Source organism: Bacillus sp. J14TS2 (assembly GCF_018333015.1).
Lineage (GTDB): Bacteria > Bacillota > Bacilli > Bacillales > Bacillaceae_C > Lederbergia.
The window spans coordinates 215,151-233,070 of sequence record NZ_BORE01000009.1 but is presented as its reverse complement, the minus strand read 5'-3'; the positions used below and the strand labels follow the sequence as shown (position 1 = coordinate 233,070).

The following is a 17,920-nucleotide window of genomic DNA, read 5'->3' as shown; positions in this document are numbered from 1 at the left end:
ATGAAAGAGGTAGACTATTCACCATGTCTAAACATCGATATATTTTTAGCATTAATGTTGCGATGATGCTTGCTCTAGGAGCTTGCGGACAAGATACGAACCAGGATACAGCGAGAAAAGATGAGGGACAGACATCTTATCAAGAGGAGACAAGTAAAGAGGCGAATGCAAGTCATGATTCGATGCAGCATTCAAACTCAGGAGAGATTCCAGAAGAGTTAAAAGAAGCGCAAGACCCCAAATACAAAGTTGGAAGTCAGGCTATAGTTGAAACGGACCATATGAAAGGAATGAAGGGGGCAGAAGCCACCATTGTTGGTGCATATACTACGATTGCTTATGTCGTCTCGTATACCCCAACAAACGGTGGGGAGCGGGTGAATGATCATAAATGGGTCATTCAGGAAGAAATAGTAGATGCTGGTCAGGATCCACTAAGCCCCGGTACAGAAGTTATCCTTGAGGCGGATCATATGGAAGGAATGAAAGGGGCAACAGCAGAGATTGAATCCTTTGAACAAACAACTGTTTATATGATTGATTATAAACCTACAACAGGTGAAGATGTAGTCAAAAATCATAAATGGGTAACAGAAAGTGAACTTGGAACAGTTCGTGGGTCTTAGGGCAGGTATACTGAGCTAAATGACATAGATAAAGCAGGCGGGAATCACTTTCTCTCCTGCTTTATCTGGATAATAGAACAAAAAGAGCCAGGATTATTTCCCGAGCAATAAGGACATAAGTCGAATATTGTCTAACCCTTTATAGGAAAATTATAGATTCCATTTTAAGACAATACCTAAATGCGTTAGTCCTCCACCGAAGCCGTACAGCATCAAGGTATCACCGTTTTGAACTTTTCCATTTTCAATCCCGAGCTGCAAGGCTAATGGAATTGAAGCCGAAGATGTATTTCCGAAATATTTTACACTTGTTAAGGTTTTTTCAATCGAAAGTCCTGATTTTTCGCAAATGGATTCGATCATTCGCAGATTGGCACTATGAGGGATGAACCAATCGACATTGTTAAACGTCAGACCTGCTTTCTTAATCAAAGTATCCATGCCAGTTGGAATAGTGCGCACAGCCCATTTATACACTTCTCGCCCATTTTGAACCATCTTTCCTGAGGTGTTTAACGCTGTATTGTTCATTGTTGGGGCAAGCGTTGTTCGATAAACATGAATGCCGCCGGTGCCATCTGTTCCCATATGGCTTGCAAGGAAGCTGGGATTCTCTGGATCATACTCAACAAGCATGGCTGCGGCTCCGTCACCAAGTAAGATACAAGTAGAGCGATCTTGATAATCCGTTATTTTCGATAAGGTTTCTGTTGCTACCACTAAGATCTTTTTATGTGCTTCTGCAGTGATCAAATTATTGGCTACGTGTAAAGCATAGGTGAAGCCTGCACAGGTTGCGTTGAGATCAAATGCACCTGCACAAGGGATTTGGTAATGTGCTTGAATTTGGCAGGCGACACTTGGAAAACCATAGTCAGGAGTTGTGGTGGCCACAATAATGCCATCCACATCATCTAAATCTTTGTGATAGTTTTTCATTAAATGATCAATCGCTTGAAATGCTAAAGTCGAAGCAAACTCATTCTCTCCAGCAATCCTGCGTTCTTTCATTCCAGTTCTTTGAACGATCCATTCATCATTCGTCTCCACCATTTTTTCCAAATCTTCATTACGCAATCTTTTTTCAGGTACAGCCGTTCCAATCGCCGTTACCCGTGCTTTGGATTGAACCATCAAATCACATCCTTATTGTTTTGTTTATTATAACACCTAGTATTAGTACCTAGTGTAAAAATATGTAATTTCTTCTTTTGTTTTTTCGATATGATAATATAAAAGTAAAATAGGGTTTATTCAATATTGGGAGGATGTAAAGTGCAAATAAGGATGTTAATGAAACACGAGAAGCCGCCAATGTCATTACTTTTATTGGCAGATCCTTCTAGAAAAGTGGTTGAGAGCTATTTGCAAAGAGGCCAATGCTTTATCGCACAAGAAAAAGAACAGATCATTGGTGTCTATGTATTACTGGCAACAAGACCTGAAACAATCGAGTTAGTCAATCTTGCCGTTGATGAAGGTTATCAGGGAAGAGGCATTGGAAAGAAGTTGGTCCTTCATGCGATCGCAGAGGCAAACAGGCTTGGTTTTAAAACGATTGAGGTTGGCACTGGAAATTCGAGTATTGACCAGCTTGCCCTTTATCAAAAGTGTGGATTTAGAATAACGGGGATTGACAAGGATTTCTTTCTCCGGCATTATTCGGAGAAAATCTTTGAAAATGGGATACAAGTGGTTGATATGATTCGATTAGCTCAGGATTTGTGAAAAAGGAAAAAGTGGTAAAAAATAATTATAATCGTTTTTCCCCTTGTTCAGAGGGGTGGATCTATGAGTTAATAAGAGTGTCGGACCGATAGAATCTTTTCGGAAAGGAGGCTGATTGAAATTGATCACAAAATATGAGGTGATTTCCGCATAGCGGAAATCGCAAAACATGAGGCCGCATTTATATTGCGGTCTCCTTTTCTTTCCAGATCTAATGTATACTAAAAGTGAAAAGGTTTACTAAAATAAAACCAAATGAAAGGAGTTTTATTGATGAATGAGAAAATAATGCATGATCGACACATACATCTTAAAAGGAAGGATGTTCTTGCTTGTCATATAAAAATGGAAAAGAGGTGCTTCCCCCTCATTTGTTGAAGGAACTCCAGAAATATATTCAAGGAGAGCTTATTTATATTCCGAAGCAAACCAATCAGCGGGTAGGATGGGGAGAAGCCAACGGATCACGTCTCGCCCTAGCCAAAAGAAACGAAGAAATCTACCGATTGTATAGGGAAGGTCAGTCATTCGAGGAACTGGAACAAACCTATAATTTATCGATGGATAGTATTCGCAAAATTGTCTATAAAACACGTGAGCTTTATAGTGAAGTTCAACAATAATAAGAGCGAATAAATCTGAAGGCACTACCATTCATCTGAAATGGTGGTGCTATTTTATTTTAGCTTTTGACATTTTCATTAATTGTTGAAATGATATTAAAATAAACAAAATTCTTGATATAATGGAAAAGAATTTTATAGGAAGAAGGAGACATGAAAGAGAGGGAGATAAAGATGACGATCACAGGTCTAAATCATTTGTTATTTTCCGTTTCGGATTTAGAAACATCAATTGATTTTTATCAGAAAGTATTTGGAGCTAAATTGTTAGTGAAAGGAAGAAATACTGCATACTTTGACCTAAACGGCATGTGGCTTGCACTTAATGTAGAAAAAGACATTCCTCGTCATGAAATTAACGAATCATACACACATATTGCCTTTTCGATAAAAGAGGAAGAATACGATAGCATTTATGGAAAATTACTTGAATTAAATGTAAATATTTTAAAGAGCCGTCCAAGAGATGAAAGAGATAAGAACTCGATTTATTTTACCGACCCGGATGGGCATAAATTTGAGTTTCACACAGGTACTTTGCAAGATCGATTGGATTATTACAAACAGGAAAAAACACATATGGAATTTTTTGATTAATGATTATTCAAAATACTTGATTTTAGAAAAGAGGAAGTCAAAGAGAGCTAGAATAGGAGATGATCTTAATGGAGAAAACAGCCATAAAAAATCAAATGAACAGTGTCTTTGTTCATGTAACAAATTTGAAAGCATCGGCTAAATGGTATTGCGATTTATTAGCGCTACAGGTTGATTTAGATAAAATAGTATCACCGGTATTTAATGTGCCTGTAGTCGGAACCACCTCTTTAACATTAGATGATCATGCCTTTGATCCCGATTTCCAGCATAAACCTAGCTTAAGTGCGATTTTTAATTTTTATACGTCAGATATTGACGAAGCATATTATTGGGTTGAAGAAAAAGGCATTGAATTGTGCGAGAAATTGAGAGAGCAGGCGATATAGCTTGCTTCAACATCAAAGATCCAGATGGAAATATTGTAATGATTTGCGATTGTTGAATGTGGGTGGGACATATATACATTTGACGGGAAGAGGATACTCTATGAATTTGAAAAGTTACATTCCAATTCTGTATAGGAATGAAGAGGGGGAGTCTTAATTTGGTCCTATTTATTTTTATCAGTATGTATGTAAGTCCGATTTTAGCCCTTATTTTTTGTCTTAATCTTGTAGGAATATTAAAGAAAATAAAAAAAGATCAGCCTACAGCTAAAAACACATTCTGGTTATCTTTTTCATTTGTTCTAATTGTATGGAGTATTGCTGTAACAGCTTCTTTGGGAACATGAGGGGAGCGTTACTCGATAATCTACCCATTCAACCACAAGTCACTACATATGACCTTATGTATATTGAAACAAGTAAGTTTACCGAACTTAAAGGAAATCCTAACTGCTCTGTAGTAAAGGCAGCTAACGATCAAGTCTTAGAAGATGGCATCAATATTGATATTATTGCGAATCAAGCAGACATGGGTCTTGATTTTGCGAAGAGAAGAATAAACAGAAAAGCTGAGATTTATCGAAGTGCCGATAACAATCTAGAACTTTTTGTTTGTTATTGTGATGAAACACCGATTGGCAATATTGAATATATGCCCAAAAATAAAATTGCAAAATTAGAGGATTTTGATATCATTAAAGCCTATCAGCGACAAGGATTTGGTACGTCAGTCCTCAAACACTTATTAGAAAACGCATACAGAAATAAAATAGATATCGCCTATTTAATTACTGATAGCGCCGATTCTGCGAAAGAGATGTATAAAAAGAATGGTTTTACAAAGATTGGCGAGAAAACGGAGCTGTTGTTTTTCTTAAATAGGGACGAGGGAGGGGGTAGACTTTGAGTAGAAAAAGGATCACGATTATATTTCTTATTGGTATTTTAGTAGGTATATTGATTGTATCGCCTATTTTAACTTTTCTAGGAGTACCTTCATTTAGCGATTTTCTAACAAATATTTTTGGATAGGATCATCATCAAATATTTATCAAATTAGAATAATAGGTTACGAGAAAAGGGAGGGGTACCATTGAATATGACATATAATGAAATGCTGTATATCGTGCAATCGCAACTTGCAATAGACCTAAATTGCACAATCAATGATCTCAACGGAGAAAAGGACAGTATTGTTTTTGTTGAGGCCAAGGAAAATCCCGGGCGCAGACCATTTCCCAGGAATGCCCGTTATTTTGAAATTGTGTCTATGGGGAAATCGATTGTGGTATCAGCTACCCCTGAACGGTTATTGATCGCCAAAGCAATGATGCAAGGCAAGGACAGGGATAACGTATTTTCTTTACCCTTCATTAGGGGTCTTTACATACATTATTTACCTGACCCGAAAGGGATAAAGTCAATCTTACCAACGGAAAATTTCACTTTTTTATTAGTTGAGGAAGATGGAGTAGCAAATTTGCTTGAAAAAACAGGCTTTCACAATGCTATTATTTATGATACGAAACTTCCTTGGCAAACAGGTATGGCGATGCTTGCAAAGAAAGACGGTGAAATTGTTGGTGTGGCAGGGGCAAGCAAAACCTGCGGAAAATTGTGGCAAATAGGTATCGATATATTACCCGAATATCGCAATTTGGGATTGGCTAGTTATCTTGTAAATAAGTTAACTTTTGCCATATTGGAACGTGGAGATGTACCGTCTTATGACGTAATCGCAAGCAATCTTGCTTCACAAAAAGTGGCCCAAAGATCAGGCTATTTTCCTGCATGGATATCTGATTGGCGATGCAATTTTGATGGATTAGAAGCTTAATCGCTTCATTCTGTCTCAAGCTACTCCTTTAACTAAGGAATATTCTCCAGTCTCATGGATGCCTATTTGTGAATGCGCCTAAAAAGAAAGGACGGAAATTCAATGGATTTTATCATTTTTCATGGCTCACCTGGATGTGGAAAAACAACAATGGCTAGAAAATTTCATGAATATTATAAATCTCCATATTTCGAATTTGGCTGGATTCCTGAATTCAGGAGTCTAACGCCATCAATGAATATATCTCAGAAGCAAGAGGAACAATTATCTTTCGAGAACCTCATGTTAGTAGCAAAAAATTACAACAAACATGGATATAAAAATGTCATTCTAACGGATTTAGATGACATAAGAATGATCGATATACCAAATGAGCTTGGTAATTATAACTATGTCATCATCACGCTTTACGTTGATCGTGATGAAGTCATTAAACAAAGAATTATGACAAGGGATAATGGAAATCATTTTAAAGATTGGGAGCAATCTTTAAAAACAAATGCATTAATACAACAACGACAAAAATTACCGAATGAGTATCGAATACTAAATTCACGAGATGACACCGAAATGACATTTAAAGAAATTAAAGATATTTTGGAATTTCATATTCCTTCTGATTCAAATGATACTTCCCACGTATCTCGGAAAGACTTTTTTAGTTATATTTCTGAATAATTTTCTAGGTGTGACGCTCCTTTAAGGAACTAGTAGGGACTGATCTATATTTTCTCGAGGTGATTAAATGGAATGGTATAAAGATAACTACTTGATTAGTGATGAGCGCAATTTGATCGATTTAGAATCAGTTGCACAACTGCTTTCGTCAACATATTGGGCTTCAAATCGAACAAAAGAAACAATCATAAAAAGTATTGATAACTCAATGACATTTGGTTTATACGAAGGTGATAAGCAGATTGGATTTGCAAGAGTTATTAGTGACAAAGCTGTATTTTCTTGGATTTTGGATGTTGTCATTGCTGAAAATTATAGAGGAAATGGGATCGGTCAGTGGTTAATGGAATGCATATTAAGTCATCCAGAGATTAAACATACAAAGTTTGCTCTTGCTACTTTAGATGCTCATGATTTTTATAAAAAATTTCAGTTTGTAGACAATCAAATTCTGACAAGGACCCGGTTAAATTGAGAAGAGTTTTTAAACCAAAGGTACGAGATATTAAAATACTTATATAAAAATTACCTTAGATCGGAAAGATTGATAAATTAATAATCCTAGGGGGAATACAATGGAAATTGAAAAAGTTACATCACTCGAACAGTATGATTTGGATACACTCATAGATGATAGCTTATCTGAGGGATATAAATTTATAAATAGATTAGTAGATGAATATAAAGCTGGGAGTAACAGATTTGATAAAAAGGGTGAAGCACTTTATGTTGCAAAATTAGACGGCGAAGTGGTCGGCATTGGCGGGCTCAATATTGATCCATACCTTAGCCTTCCTGATGTAGGAAGAGTAAGACATCTATATGTTTTGCAGAAGTGCAGAGGTAATCGTGTAGGGAAGAAACTTCTAAACATAATAATCGTTGAAGCAAGAAAGCATTTTCGAACATTAAGATTATCAGCTACTGATAATCCAGTTGCCAATAATTTGTATATAAAATGCGGCTTTTCAGAAGTAGATGATGTTTATAAAGCTAGTCATATATTGGAAATATCAAAAGCTGATACTAAGTGATGGTGTGTAGCAGAGTAAGGGAGGCTTTAGTAAATGAATAGAAACCATATTGAAAGCATTCAACGGGTCTACCCTGACCTTTCTATTGAGGAATTTTATCCCAATGACATAGGGCAAAATAATGATGTGTTTATGGTAAACAAATCATTGGTATTTAGATTTCCAAAATATCAAAAAGGAATAATGTGCTTGAGAAGAGAAACAGAAATTTTGAATTACATTAAAAATATAGTTTCCATTCCTATTCCTAAGCCAATTTATCAATCTTTTGAAGAGATGGAACCGCAAAAAGTCTTTACTGGCTATAAACTAATAGATGGTGTTCCTATGTGGAGAGAAAGTTTAGAGGGTGTTAAAAGTGTTGAGGTAATTAAAAGATTAGCATCACAACTGGTCTCTTTCCTCTTAGAAATCCATTCTGTATCAAAAGAAACAGCAAGTAAAGATTTAAATCTAAAGATCAGTAATCCTCAAGAAGAAATGTCAATCCTCTATGATAAAATTCAAACTAAATTATTTCCTTATATCAGCCAAGAAGCTCAGAAAGAAATAACAAAATCCTTTAATACTTTTCTTAACGGGGAGGCGTGTACAAATATCGAAATAACCCTTATTCATGGAGATTTCGGAGCATCGAATATCTTATGGAATCCAGACATAAGGAAGGTTTCAGGGATAATCGATTTTGGTGGTTCTTATTTAGGAGATCCAGCGTATGATTTTGCTGGGATACTATCCAGTTATGGCAAAGAATTTTTTGATATATGCATGAATCTTTATCCTAATGGAGATCAAATTCGTGAGCGTGTAGAGTTTTATAAAAGTACATTCGCATTACAAGAAGCGTTGCATGGTTTTGAGAACCAAGATAGTCAAGCTTTCGAAAGTGGGATCAAGGATTATAAATAGATGATAGAACGTAGGCTTCCAATCCAGTAATGAACAGAATGAAATTTAACCGAAAAGAAGGGAAATGGCTATGAGAGATAGAGGTTCGGTAGTATTGATAAAAGATAAAAAGGTTGGATTGATTAAAAGGATTAGAGAAGGTTCTGTATATTATGTTTTTCCAGGTGGTGGTATTGAGGAAGGAGAAACACCTGAAAGAGAGGCTTTAGAAGAATTAGGGGTAAAAGTGAAAGTTAATGAGTGCATTGCGAAAGTCCAATTTAATGGAATACAATACTTTTTTAACGCAGAGATTATTGGTGGAGTATTTGGAACTGGAAAAGGTGAAGAGTATACAGATGAAAATAGAGATAGGGGTACATATTTACCAACATGGATAGAAATTGAAAAATTATCAACTATTGACGTTAGACCAAAAGAAGTTGCGTTACAACTACAGACATTATTGAAGTAAAAGGGAGAGGTCGCCCTTTCGCTTTTAGGTTGAAGAGTGCCTGTATTGGTATTATCTCTATGATTTTAGTGATTTTCACAGGTCGAACAGATCGTAGTTTGTTAGACTGACGATTAACTGTTTTTTGTATATCAAGTCTGGCACTAGGAAGGAAAACGGTGTGCTGATATTACCTTCAGATTGATTACTCCTCGGATATTATGGATGTTAAGTAAAAAGTGAAACAATAAAAGATAGCGTGGTCTGTTACTTTTAAAATAGCTAACGGTCTTGCTTTTTTAGTCTGAAACAATATTGAATGGAAGTGAGCTAGGTGAAGATTGCAACATTTAATTTATGGAACAAAGACAGTACTTGGTCAATAAGAAAAGGTTCAATTATTAAAGAGATATTAAGTATTAATGCTGATATTATTGCTCTTCAAGAGGTTCCCCGTATACAGGAAATTGAGTCGATTTCAAAACATGTTGATGTAAAATATTACAATTTTATGCAATATGAAGGTGAAGAAGAGGGATTAGCCATTTTATCTAAGTACCCAATAGAGTGCATAAGTAATAAAATAAATACTATATTAAATCAATGTGCACAAAGAGTTATAGCTAAGGTAAATGGTATGAATATAGGTATTACGAATGTACATTTAAATTGGGAAAGTGTATATCAGAGAGAGATGGAAATAATAGAGGTGGTAAATTGGATTTCCGAGAGTAATAGTCCTGACTATGAAATACTTTGTGGTGATTTCAACAGTACCCCTTATAAATCGAGTATTTATAATTTCTTAGTAGGTGAAGCATCAATAAATTCAATTGATACAAGTTGGATTGATTTAGGACAATCTTTAAAATCACCAACATTAGACTTCATAAACAACAATTGGTTACATAATAGAGATAACTTAAATAATATACGAGTCCCGGTTCGTTATGATTGGACATTATTAAAGTCTTGTTATCCTAAGGAAGAGTCTAAACTTTCTAATATTGAAATATTTGCAAATAAAACAACAGCTATGTACAAAAACTTCCCGAGTGACCATTATGGTGTATACGTTGATTTAGATTTTGGAAAGTAAATGATGCAAGAATGTGAAATAGATGACGGTGTTAGGAGGGAAACGTGCGAGTTTCGAATGCTGATATTACCTTTAGATTAATTTACTCCATCAGATATAGACAGAATTGTCAAAATGATAACTTTTTTTCCTTCAATCTAACTATAAGAGAATTAACTACTCCATTGAGTTTACACCAAGATAAGTTATCACTATGATACGGTCTTTTAAAAATATAATTATATGATCAATAACGGGAGAGTGTGTGAAATGAATGGAGAGACTCTAATACACCAATTCTCTAAAGAGATGCAAACTGAATTTGGACAAAACCTTAAGTCGATTATTTTATGTGGAAGTTATGTGAGAGGAGATAACACTGAAGATTCCGATATGGATATCTATTGTTACTTCGACCATTTAACTGCCACAGATTTATTCACAGTTGGAGAGGTCGTAAAGAAGATGCCTGTGTTGTACAAGAATTTTGAACTGAACACTCAGTGCATGACGATAGAAGAGTTCAAGAATCAAGGCTTTGCTAGGGCCTTTGTAGCACCTATTAAATACTTCGAATCAAGGGTTATATATGGCGAAGAACTAGGAACCAAACCATCACGTAATGATTTTATCCCGCATTAACGGGCAGTAATACCCCCACCTCAAGGCTTTAGAGAATACGGAGTAGCATAGGTGGGGGATAACTGCCCGTAAAAGCCCGATTGGTTCAACTAACAATCAGTGGGGGATGAAAGAAAACCCCCACTGATTGAAGGTTCACTTTATAGAGTTTTTCCAAAATGTTATCTCAGATACAGTGATGAGTATAAGGCATTATATGACTTCTATGGAACCAGCAGAGAGCTTAGCAGATGGACGATTAAAACGATGGGTTTTGAAACCTCTTTGTGTAGCATTGCGTGTTGAGAGATACATTAGTACGGGAAAGTTACCCCCGTAACCATACAGAACTTTTGGAGCAATCATCTGAATTACCTCAAGCTAAAGCAGTTCAATGGTTGCTAGACAAACACGAATCTGAAGCGACTATCTCCAATTCACCGAAGACTCTTTTAATCACGCTAATGAATATTGCTACTGAAGCTTCAAAGCGAGTGTCAGACTTGAGTGACAAAAATTAAACCGATTTTACTGATCACACAGAAGCTAAAATCAATAGTAAGTACAAATACATTTTTTGAAAAAGGTGATTCTATGAGTCTATTAAAAGGAAAAAAGGTTCTGATTACAAGTGGAGGAACTCTTGAAAAATGGGATAACGTAAGAGGACACACTAATTTAGCAAAAGGTACAATGGGATGCTACCTAGCGGAACAAGCATTGAGCTTAGAAGCAGAGGTCATATATTTGTACGGTTATTTTGCAAAACTACCAGAAAATCATGAAAAAATGCGCTTGCTTCAATTTGAAGGAATTTATGATTTAGAGGAAAAGATAAAAAAGCTTGTTCAATCTGAACATATAGATGTTGTCATAATGGCGGCTGCTGGCTCTGATTGGGTTATTGATCAAGTATTCGATCAAAAAGGAAATCGAATTTTGGAGTTTGGGAAAATGTCTAGTGATGAACCTCCAATCATTCATTTCAAGAAGGCTCCTAAAGTATTACCGCAAATAAAAAAGTGGAATTCAGACTTGGTGCTGGTAGGATTTAAGCTAGAACACACAAATGATGTTGATTATTTAATCGAAAGAGCTAAGCTACGAATGGAGACTTCCCATGCAGAATGGATGGTGGCTAATAAATCAGGTTCACTATATGGTGAGGAAGAAACCCATTATATCGTTACAAAAGATCAAAAACCCCTATGCTATTCAAGTAAAAAGGAAACGGCTATCGGTTTAATAAATTTACTAGCGACCCATTTAAACTAACCATTTATTCAATATACTTTCAGTCTATAGTCTATGCCGTAAAAAAGCACTTGTTCTAGGGATGATGCTTATACTAAGGGACTAAATCAAAATGAAATATCACTTTTTGAAAAAGAGAGTAGATATACCTTCTATGGAAAAAGGAAATAAGGGGGAAAGAGAGTGCCGTCACATTCTGGCATAGAGATTGTCAATTTCGATGAGCAATGGGGAGTAAGATTTCAGTCAATCAAACAAGTGATAAGTAAAAATTTAGGTGATTTGATTATAAAGATTGAGCATGTTGGAAGCACTTCCGTTCGAGGGCTTGGAGCGAAACCAATATTGGATATCGATGTTGTAATAGAAAATTACGGAATTTTCTCTAGTGTCATTAAAGGACTGGAAAGGATAGGATACTTTCACCAAGAAGATTGGAGCTATGAAGGTAGAGAAGCGTTTGGTAGAAAGGATCGTTCAACACCGTGGGATGGAAAAGGTACGCAATGGATGGAGCATCATCTGCATGCTTGTATTAAAGATAGTCAAGAACTTGCAAGGCATTTAGCATTCAGAGATTATTTGCAAACTAACCCTCAAGCTGTAACAGAGTATGAAAAGCTAAAAAGGCACCTAGCCAAAACAGCAAAAGACCGATCTTCCTATACAATAGGTAAAAAGGAATTCATAACTAACATAGTAGAAAAAGCAATGGAATAATAAATTAGATATAGCTCTTATTCAATTAATAACACTTGGCTTTGAAGCTGAACTACACGATCGGAGGTGTTCTATTTTGAGTTTAAAACTTTCCATCTCAATTAAAGGAATACTATTTAATCATGGACGCGTCTTACTTTTAAAAAATGAGAGAAACGAATGGGAATTACCTGGTGGAAGAATTGAAGAAAACGAGAGTCCAGAACAATGTGTAGTAAGAGAAATGCAAGAAGAACTTGGCATAAATTGTACAGTGGAAACGATCATTGATTCTTGGGTATTTGAAGTATTGAAAGAAAAGTTTGTATTTATTGTAAGTTATCTTTGCAAATGTGATGATCCTGCAAATATTCTCATCAGTGAAGAACATATAGAATATAAATGGGTGCATTTGGACGAACTGGAAGACATACATATACCCAAAGGCTATAAAGAATCCATCCATAAAGCCAAGTGGAGTCTGTAATAATAGCATAATATTTAATTTAAAAGCTAACGGAGGAGCGATATGTCTAAATATATAATTATTCGCACTGCTTATTTAGAAGATGAGCCAGCAATATTACATATACAACGTGAAGTTGTTGAAGAAAAGGATAATTGGCCTCCATATCATTCATTAAGTGGTTTGTGTAAATATGATCGGTTTGAAGGTGTGAATGAAAATTATCGGATTCAAGGGATTGCTTATTGTAAACTCCCTTAATTTAAGAATGGACGTGCATTAATGAAAATAAAACGAAGTTATTTTTTCTTAATAGTTTTATTATTAATGTTAGTAATAATGTTTTTATTGTATTTATTGAATTCTAGGCCGATTGGATCTATTAGATTATATGAAGATCTAAGTACAGCAAATGAATACAAAGACATTGAAAACCTTATTGATGATGAATACAACGATCAATTTAGAGAAACGGATTTTAAATTATTAAAAGCTAGTATGGATAAGGAGAGCCCAAATGTAATAAATGAGTACTCAATATTTGAGTACAATGATAAATGGGTACTGATTAAAAAATCTCCAGGAACTAAAAACAATATTTTAAATATAAAAGTCTTAGATGAAGATGATATTGAAACGTTGAACCAATTTTTTAACTAATTGTTATTTATAATGGCAAACTTATATTCTGAATCGCCCATCTTTACAAAGAAATACTAATTTAGATGTGTGTATGCAACAACTTGACGATTATACTCATAGGCAAAAAATATGAAAATCTCACATATTAATGAATTGTGAGATTTTCATACTAGCCTAAGGATATCAGGTATGCAATTCCAATTGTTCAAAGATAGCAGTGGAGGGGTGTTCAAAACTGACACCAATCCCAGCTTTTTCATAGAGCATTTTAGTTAAGAAGTGATTCCTCACTCAAATGCTCCGTCGATCCATAAGCAAATGTCCATTTATCATCTGAACGTACATATTTGTTTAGCGCGCACATTTTGAAATTAAAGCCATCCAGTGGTTCAGGATACATTAAAGCTTTTGCACCCGATTCCGCAGATGCCCAATGACCAACAACTAAAATGGTGCCATCGTAATTCTCCATGATTGCATCCAAGGTTTTTTTCACGCGATTTAATACATCTACCTCATAATCAATTTCAGGATATGTCGGACGAACAAGCGATTCATAATCAGGGTTTACATTTGGAAATATAGACAATGCTTCTTCTTTGGAGATGGTTTCAGGGTAGCCAGGGAACCAACCCTGATTAAGATGTTCAATAAATCCATGCTCTATATTAAAGGATTTATCTAATTTTTCCGCAACCTCTTGTGCTGTTTGCATTGTTCGAAAAAAAGGTGAGCAAAAAATATAGTCTACATTCTCCTTCTTTAAAAATTCCCCAGTCTCTTTCGCTTGAATAATGCCACGATGTGATAAAGGGATATCCTTCTTCCTTTTCAAGTAATGCCGACAATATTTATTATCATCAACATCAAGTCTGATACCATGTCGCAAAAATATAATTTCATTTACCATATTGAACACCTCTTATTAGCTGTAATTATTTATTTGAAACTTCTAATATAGCAAATCCCTTTGCACGCAGATCTACTATTTCATCATGCAGCTTATTTCCAGTCCATAAATCTATTGTTTGCCCTCTGAAAGGTTCAGGTAATGGAAAGGATTCCACTTTTTCGGCTAGGTTAAAAATCACTAACACTTTCGTCTCTTCTGTCTCTTTAATAAATGCAAAGCAATTGGAATTTGGCTCCCCAGACAAAAAGCGAAGATTTCCTTCATTTGCCAGTAAAGGCTGCTTTTTGCGGAGGGCAATTAATTTTTTAATATGTTCCAATAAATGCTGGTCTTGTTTGTCACTCTCCCAAATCATACATTTTCTACAGCCGGGGTCTTTGCCGCCATCAATGCCAATTTCATCTCCATAATAAATGCAAGGTGTACCAATAAAGGTTAAAAGAAATGTGAAAATTTGTCGCACCTTTTGTTTGTCTCCGGCACACTCATGCAAAACCCGTGGTGTATCATGGCTTCCAACTAAGTTGAATGCGTTTGCGTTAATAGGGGAAGGATACTTATGAATCACTGAAGTCATATTTTCAACAAAATGATTACAGTCAATGGTTTCTTTGGCAAATAAGTCAAGAATATTTCGGGTAAAAGGATAATTCATAACAGCATCAAACTGATCTCCGCGTAGCCACGGCATTGCATCATGCCATATTTCACCGAGTATATATAAATCAGGTTTTATCCCTTTAACAGCACTGTGAAAATCTTTCCAAAATGTATGATCTACTTCATTTGCTACATCAAGTCTCCAGCCATCAATATCAAATTCTTCAACCCAATAGCGTCCTACACGTAACAAGTAATCTTTTACCTCTTCGTTTTGTGTATTTAACTTCGGCATAAAAGGTGTGAAGGCAAAAGTATCATAATTGGGCATTGGCTCAGTAGATAATGGGAAATCCCTAATATGAAACCAATCTTTATACTTAGATGCTTTGCCTTTTTCAATCACATCTTGAAATTGCGGGAAGTAAAAGCCGGAATGATTGAAAACAGCATCAAGCATCACCTTTATCCCATTATCATGGCAGACTTGTACCAATTGTTTCAACGTTTCTTTGTCACCGAATTGTGGGTCGATCTCTAAATAATCGATAGTGTCATACTTATGATTGGAATAAGCTGTGAAGATTGGAGTAAAATAGATCCCTGTGATTCCAAGTTCCTTTAAGTAGGAAATATGATCAATTACCCCCTGTAAATCTCCACCAAAAAAGTTATCTGCCTTTGGTTCACGACTCCCCCATTCAAGTGTTCCTTTGGGATCGTTTTCAATATTTCCATTGGCAAATCGTTCAGGAAAAATCTGATACCATACTGTATCCTTTACCCATTCAGGTGCTTGAAACGTATCGGAAGTATGAACGAAGGGGACCGCAAAGTAGAATGCTGTATCCTTAGGTTCTTGTTCCGAAAATCCGCCTTCTCCAAAATAAACCTTTTCTTCTCCATCGCTAAGCTCAAAACCATAACGAAGCCGTCGATAAGGAGGTTTAATTACTACTTGCCAATAATCAAAAAACTGGTCAGTACCCGTTTTTTTCATCTTCAAGTTTTGATTCTGCCATTTTTTGTTAGACCAATTGTAGGGGTCTCCATAAATAATTTGGGCGGTTTCACAATCGCCTTTTTGCGTTTGAATCATAATATTTACGCTGCCATCAATGCAAACGTATGCATAATTATCAACTGGCCTATGTATAACAGGAGACTTATTCACTTTATCATTCCCTCCTTATGAATAATCTCTATTCGACTATAATGTAGACCATATGCAAGCTGATTGTCAACAAAAAATTAGAAAAATTTGTAATTTTTTGTTGACAAATTGTTAAATAGAGTATAATTTTATAGAAGATTTAGTGAAAACGTTTGCGCAAACGTATTGTCATTGTGTTATTAAGATGGGTGATAAGAAGGAGCTGATTATAAGACCTTTCGCAGCCCGGTAAGATTATTTTATAAATGAGCTAAAAATAGGCAAAAACAATGTCTAAATACACTATAATAGGAGTGAGTGAACGATGAAACGTTGGGTAAGCGGGATAGTTTGCTTGTTTGTATTTTCTTTACTGATGGTTGCTTGTAGTCCGAAACCAACGGAACAAGCAGCAGAACAAGAAAATGGAGAGAAAAAGCAAGAACCAGTCACTATAACCATGTCAGCATCCCATGTCAATGGGGAATGGTTAGAGGAAATGAAGGAAAAGGTTGAAGACAAATTCCCCCATATTACGCTTGAACTAGTGGATGTACCATCTGTGAATGACGAAGAATTTGCGGATTTGATATACAAAGGAGCTGTTCCAGATATACTTTCGGTCAGGGAACAACGTAGAGATTTTGCAAAAATAAGAGAATATGAGTTGGAGTATGATTTTGAGGAGATGATCGAAGCAAAAGGCTTTGACTTATCTGTTTATGATGAATCGATTATTGAGAGTTTACGAAATGCGACACCAACTGGAGGCATTGTAGGCTTACCCTATCAATCCAATTATTTTTCGATTAATTACAATAAAGATATCTTTGACCGTTTTGGGATTCCATACCCTGATGAGCCAATGACATGGTCTGAGGTTATAAATCTGGCAAATAATATGACGCGAGAAGTCGATGGTGTGCAATATCATGGGCTCACAATGAATTCATATCTCGCTTGGTTTATGTTCACTCAGTTTAAAGAGAACTTGATTGATCCTGATACGAATGAGGTTAATGTCATCAATTCAACAGCGATGAAGGATATTTTTGAAATGCTTGATAACTATGCCTCGATCCCAGGTAATGTGCCAGATGGGGAATGGGGTGGAGTTTTTGAAGAGGGCAATGTAGCAATGGAAGTGAATTGGGCGAGAAATTATGATGTTGAAGAGGGGATTCCAGGCGTAACCTTTGATTTTGCCCCATTTCCTACATGGGATGCCAATCCAGGTGTTGGTGTTGAACCAAATGTCTCTTCATGGATGATCATGGATACATCAGAACATAAAGACGAGGCGTTTGATGTAATCGCCTATCTCACCTCTGCTGAAGTTCGTCTTTCCTATATCCGGAAGGGGGCGGTTCCTGCGCTTGCAGACCCAGAAATTAAAGAACAATTTATGGCAGATATTGAGAACTCGGAAGATTATAATCTAGCTGCACTAGAAGAAGTAACACCATCAAGTGGACCACCTAAAATTAGTCTTTTTGAAAATGAAGCTCCCCTTCGCGAATTAATGGAAAAGTATGTAATTGAGAAGCGGGGGACAGATGTGAATTCATATTTGCGTGATGTTGAGAAGGAGTTAGAGAATTATGTTATTGATGAAGAGGGAAAGGAATAAAACTTGAAAG

25 protein-coding genes are annotated in these 17,920 nt (G+C 35.9%); 22 read left to right on the top strand and 3 right to left on the bottom strand.

The window, feature by feature from the left end; all coding sequences use genetic code 11:
• Positions 1-23: 23 nt before the first annotated feature.
• Complete coding sequence (locus KI375_RS15490; RefSeq protein ID WP_212974367.1) at positions 24-626, top strand: YdhK family protein; 603 nt, start codon at positions 24-26, stop codon at positions 624-626.
• Between the two features lie 150 nt (positions 627-776).
• Here KI375_RS15490 and KI375_RS15485 read toward each other — a convergent pair whose 3' ends face one another.
• Complete coding sequence (locus tag KI375_RS15485) at positions 777-1,760, bottom strand: ketoacyl-ACP synthase III (protein WP_212974366.1); 984 nt, start codon at positions 1,758-1,760, stop codon at positions 777-779.
• Between the two features lie 141 nt (positions 1,761-1,901).
• On the opposite strand from KI375_RS15485, the gene KI375_RS15480 reads away from it, so the two are divergent.
• From KI375_RS15480 to KI375_RS15390, 20 genes are all read left to right on the top strand, one after another.
• Positions 1,902-2,354: a GNAT family N-acetyltransferase gene (locus tag KI375_RS15480; RefSeq protein ID WP_212974365.1), complete on the top strand. Its 453-nt coding sequence runs from the start codon at positions 1,902-1,904 to the stop codon at positions 2,352-2,354.
• 332 nt (positions 2,355-2,686) lie between these two features.
• Positions 2,687-2,977, top strand: coding sequence for a CD3324 family protein (locus KI375_RS15475; RefSeq protein ID WP_207449473.1), 291 nt, complete (start codon positions 2,687-2,689; stop codon positions 2,975-2,977).
• A 174-nt stretch (positions 2,978-3,151) separates the two neighbouring features.
• Positions 3,152-3,574 (top strand): FosM family fosfomycin resistance protein, encoded by a 423-nt coding sequence (fosM, locus tag KI375_RS15470; protein WP_212974410.1) that lies wholly within the window; start codon positions 3,152-3,154, stop codon positions 3,572-3,574.
• A gap of 68 nt (positions 3,575-3,642) precedes the next feature.
• Positions 3,643-3,963: a VOC family protein gene (locus KI375_RS15465; RefSeq protein WP_244852686.1), complete on the top strand. Its 321-nt coding sequence runs from the start codon at positions 3,643-3,645 to the stop codon at positions 3,961-3,963.
• Between the two features lie 158 nt (positions 3,964-4,121).
• Positions 4,122-4,310: a hypothetical protein gene (locus tag KI375_RS15460; RefSeq protein WP_212974364.1), complete on the top strand. Its 189-nt coding sequence runs from the start codon at positions 4,122-4,124 to the stop codon at positions 4,308-4,310.
• Complete coding sequence (locus KI375_RS15455; RefSeq protein WP_212974363.1) at positions 4,307-4,870, top strand: GNAT family N-acetyltransferase; 564 nt, start codon at positions 4,307-4,309, stop codon at positions 4,868-4,870. Before KI375_RS15460 ends, KI375_RS15455 begins: the two co-directional genes overlap by 4 nt.
• The gene (locus tag KI375_RS27680) at positions 4,867-4,995 is read left to right on the top strand and encodes a hypothetical protein (protein WP_280528651.1); all 129 of its coding nucleotides are present in this window, start codon (positions 4,867-4,869) and stop codon (positions 4,993-4,995) included. Before KI375_RS15455 ends, KI375_RS27680 begins: the two co-directional genes overlap by 4 nt.
• Positions 4,996-5,062: 67 nt before the next feature.
• The gene (locus KI375_RS15450; protein WP_212974409.1) at positions 5,063-5,800 is read left to right on the top strand and encodes a GNAT family N-acetyltransferase; all 738 of its coding nucleotides are present in this window, start codon (positions 5,063-5,065) and stop codon (positions 5,798-5,800) included.
• A 102-nt stretch (positions 5,801-5,902) separates the two neighbouring features.
• Complete coding sequence (locus KI375_RS15445) at positions 5,903-6,478, top strand: hypothetical protein (protein WP_212974362.1); 576 nt, start codon at positions 5,903-5,905, stop codon at positions 6,476-6,478.
• A 67-nt stretch (positions 6,479-6,545) separates the two neighbouring features.
• The gene (locus tag KI375_RS15440; protein ID WP_212974361.1) at positions 6,546-6,953 is read left to right on the top strand and encodes a GNAT family N-acetyltransferase; all 408 of its coding nucleotides are present in this window, start codon (positions 6,546-6,548) and stop codon (positions 6,951-6,953) included.
• A gap of 100 nt (positions 6,954-7,053) precedes the next feature.
• Positions 7,054-7,512: a GNAT family N-acetyltransferase gene (locus tag KI375_RS15435; RefSeq protein WP_212974360.1), complete on the top strand. Its 459-nt coding sequence runs from the start codon at positions 7,054-7,056 to the stop codon at positions 7,510-7,512.
• Positions 7,513-7,545: 33 nt separating this feature from the next.
• Positions 7,546-8,421, top strand: coding sequence for a phosphotransferase family protein (locus KI375_RS15430; RefSeq protein WP_212974359.1), 876 nt, complete (start codon positions 7,546-7,548; stop codon positions 8,419-8,421).
• 70 nt (positions 8,422-8,491) lie between these two features.
• Positions 8,492-8,875, top strand: coding sequence for an NUDIX hydrolase (locus tag KI375_RS15425; protein ID WP_212974358.1), 384 nt, complete (start codon positions 8,492-8,494; stop codon positions 8,873-8,875).
• 313 nt (positions 8,876-9,188) lie between these two features.
• Positions 9,189-9,953, top strand: a complete 765-nt coding sequence (locus KI375_RS15420) for an endonuclease/exonuclease/phosphatase family protein (RefSeq protein WP_212974357.1) — start codon at positions 9,189-9,191, stop codon at positions 9,951-9,953.
• Positions 9,954-10,202: 249 nt separating this feature from the next.
• Complete coding sequence (locus KI375_RS15415) at positions 10,203-10,574, top strand: nucleotidyltransferase family protein (protein ID WP_212974356.1); 372 nt, start codon at positions 10,203-10,205, stop codon at positions 10,572-10,574.
• Positions 10,575-11,147: 573 nt separating this feature from the next.
• Positions 11,148-11,828 (top strand): phosphopantothenoylcysteine decarboxylase domain-containing protein, encoded by a 681-nt coding sequence (locus KI375_RS15410; protein WP_212974408.1) that lies wholly within the window; start codon positions 11,148-11,150, stop codon positions 11,826-11,828.
• Positions 11,829-11,990: 162 nt separating this feature from the next.
• Positions 11,991-12,527, top strand: a complete 537-nt coding sequence (locus KI375_RS15405; protein ID WP_374706854.1) for a GrpB family protein — start codon at positions 11,991-11,993, stop codon at positions 12,525-12,527.
• Between the two features lie 76 nt (positions 12,528-12,603).
• Positions 12,604-12,993, top strand: a complete 390-nt coding sequence (locus KI375_RS15400) for an NUDIX hydrolase (protein WP_212974355.1) — start codon at positions 12,604-12,606, stop codon at positions 12,991-12,993.
• A 42-nt stretch (positions 12,994-13,035) separates the two neighbouring features.
• Positions 13,036-13,233, top strand: a complete 198-nt coding sequence (locus KI375_RS15395; protein ID WP_212974354.1) for a hypothetical protein — start codon at positions 13,036-13,038, stop codon at positions 13,231-13,233.
• Positions 13,234-13,254: 21 nt separating this feature from the next.
• Positions 13,255-13,632: a hypothetical protein gene (locus KI375_RS15390; RefSeq protein ID WP_212974353.1), complete on the top strand. Its 378-nt coding sequence runs from the start codon at positions 13,255-13,257 to the stop codon at positions 13,630-13,632.
• Positions 13,633-13,882: 250 nt separating this feature from the next.
• On the opposite strand, the gene KI375_RS15385 is transcribed toward KI375_RS15390, so the two are convergent.
• Both KI375_RS15385 and KI375_RS15380 read right to left on the bottom strand, forming a co-directional pair.
• The gene (locus KI375_RS15385; protein WP_212974352.1) at positions 13,883-14,524 is read right to left on the bottom strand and encodes a histidine phosphatase family protein; all 642 of its coding nucleotides are present in this window, start codon (positions 14,522-14,524) and stop codon (positions 13,883-13,885) included.
• Between the two features lie 25 nt (positions 14,525-14,549).
• Entirely contained in the window at positions 14,550-16,301 is a 1,752-nt protein-coding gene (locus KI375_RS15380) for an alpha-glycosidase (RefSeq protein WP_212974351.1), read from the bottom strand.
• A 304-nt stretch (positions 16,302-16,605) separates the two neighbouring features.
• On the opposite strand from KI375_RS15380, the gene KI375_RS15375 reads away from it, so the two are divergent.
• A complete protein-coding gene (locus tag KI375_RS15375; protein WP_212974350.1) occupies positions 16,606-17,910 on the top strand; it encodes an ABC transporter substrate-binding protein in 1,305 nt (434 codons plus the stop codon).
• The last annotated feature ends 10 nt before the right edge of the window (positions 17,911-17,920 follow it).

Excerpts from the sequence above, each read along its gene's own strand:
- KI375_RS15490 (WP_212974367.1), top strand. The coding sequence starts at position 24 with ATGTCTAAACATCGATATATTTTTAGCATTAATGTTGCGATGATGCTT.
- KI375_RS15485 (WP_212974366.1), bottom strand. The coding sequence starts at position 1,760 with ATGGTTCAATCCAAAGCACGGGTAACGGCGATTGGAACGGCTGTACCT.
- fosM (WP_212974410.1), top strand. The coding sequence starts at position 3,152 with ATGACGATCACAGGTCTAAATCATTTGTTATTTTCCGTTTCGGATTTA.
- KI375_RS15465 (WP_244852686.1), top strand. The coding sequence starts at position 3,643 with ATGGAGAAAACAGCCATAAAAAATCAAATGAACAGTGTCTTTGTTCAT.
- KI375_RS15455 (WP_212974363.1), top strand. The coding sequence starts at position 4,307 with ATGAGGGGAGCGTTACTCGATAATCTACCCATTCAACCACAAGTCACT.
- KI375_RS15450 (WP_212974409.1), top strand. The coding sequence starts at position 5,063 with ATGACATATAATGAAATGCTGTATATCGTGCAATCGCAACTTGCAATA.
- KI375_RS15445 (WP_212974362.1), top strand. The coding sequence starts at position 5,903 with ATGGATTTTATCATTTTTCATGGCTCACCTGGATGTGGAAAAACAACA.
- KI375_RS15440 (WP_212974361.1), top strand. The coding sequence starts at position 6,546 with ATGGAATGGTATAAAGATAACTACTTGATTAGTGATGAGCGCAATTTG.
- KI375_RS15435 (WP_212974360.1), top strand. The coding sequence starts at position 7,054 with ATGGAAATTGAAAAAGTTACATCACTCGAACAGTATGATTTGGATACA.
- KI375_RS15430 (WP_212974359.1), top strand. The coding sequence starts at position 7,546 with ATGAATAGAAACCATATTGAAAGCATTCAACGGGTCTACCCTGACCTT.
- KI375_RS15425 (WP_212974358.1), top strand. The coding sequence starts at position 8,492 with ATGAGAGATAGAGGTTCGGTAGTATTGATAAAAGATAAAAAGGTTGGA.
- KI375_RS15415 (WP_212974356.1), top strand. The coding sequence starts at position 10,203 with ATGAATGGAGAGACTCTAATACACCAATTCTCTAAAGAGATGCAAACT.
- KI375_RS15410 (WP_212974408.1), top strand. The coding sequence starts at position 11,148 with ATGAGTCTATTAAAAGGAAAAAAGGTTCTGATTACAAGTGGAGGAACT.
- KI375_RS15395 (WP_212974354.1), top strand. The coding sequence starts at position 13,036 with ATGTCTAAATATATAATTATTCGCACTGCTTATTTAGAAGATGAGCCA.
- KI375_RS15390 (WP_212974353.1), top strand. The coding sequence starts at position 13,255 with ATGAAAATAAAACGAAGTTATTTTTTCTTAATAGTTTTATTATTAATG.
- KI375_RS15385 (WP_212974352.1), bottom strand. The coding sequence starts at position 14,524 with ATGGTAAATGAAATTATATTTTTGCGACATGGTATCAGACTTGATGTT.
- KI375_RS15375 (WP_212974350.1), top strand. The coding sequence starts at position 16,606 with ATGAAACGTTGGGTAAGCGGGATAGTTTGCTTGTTTGTATTTTCTTTA.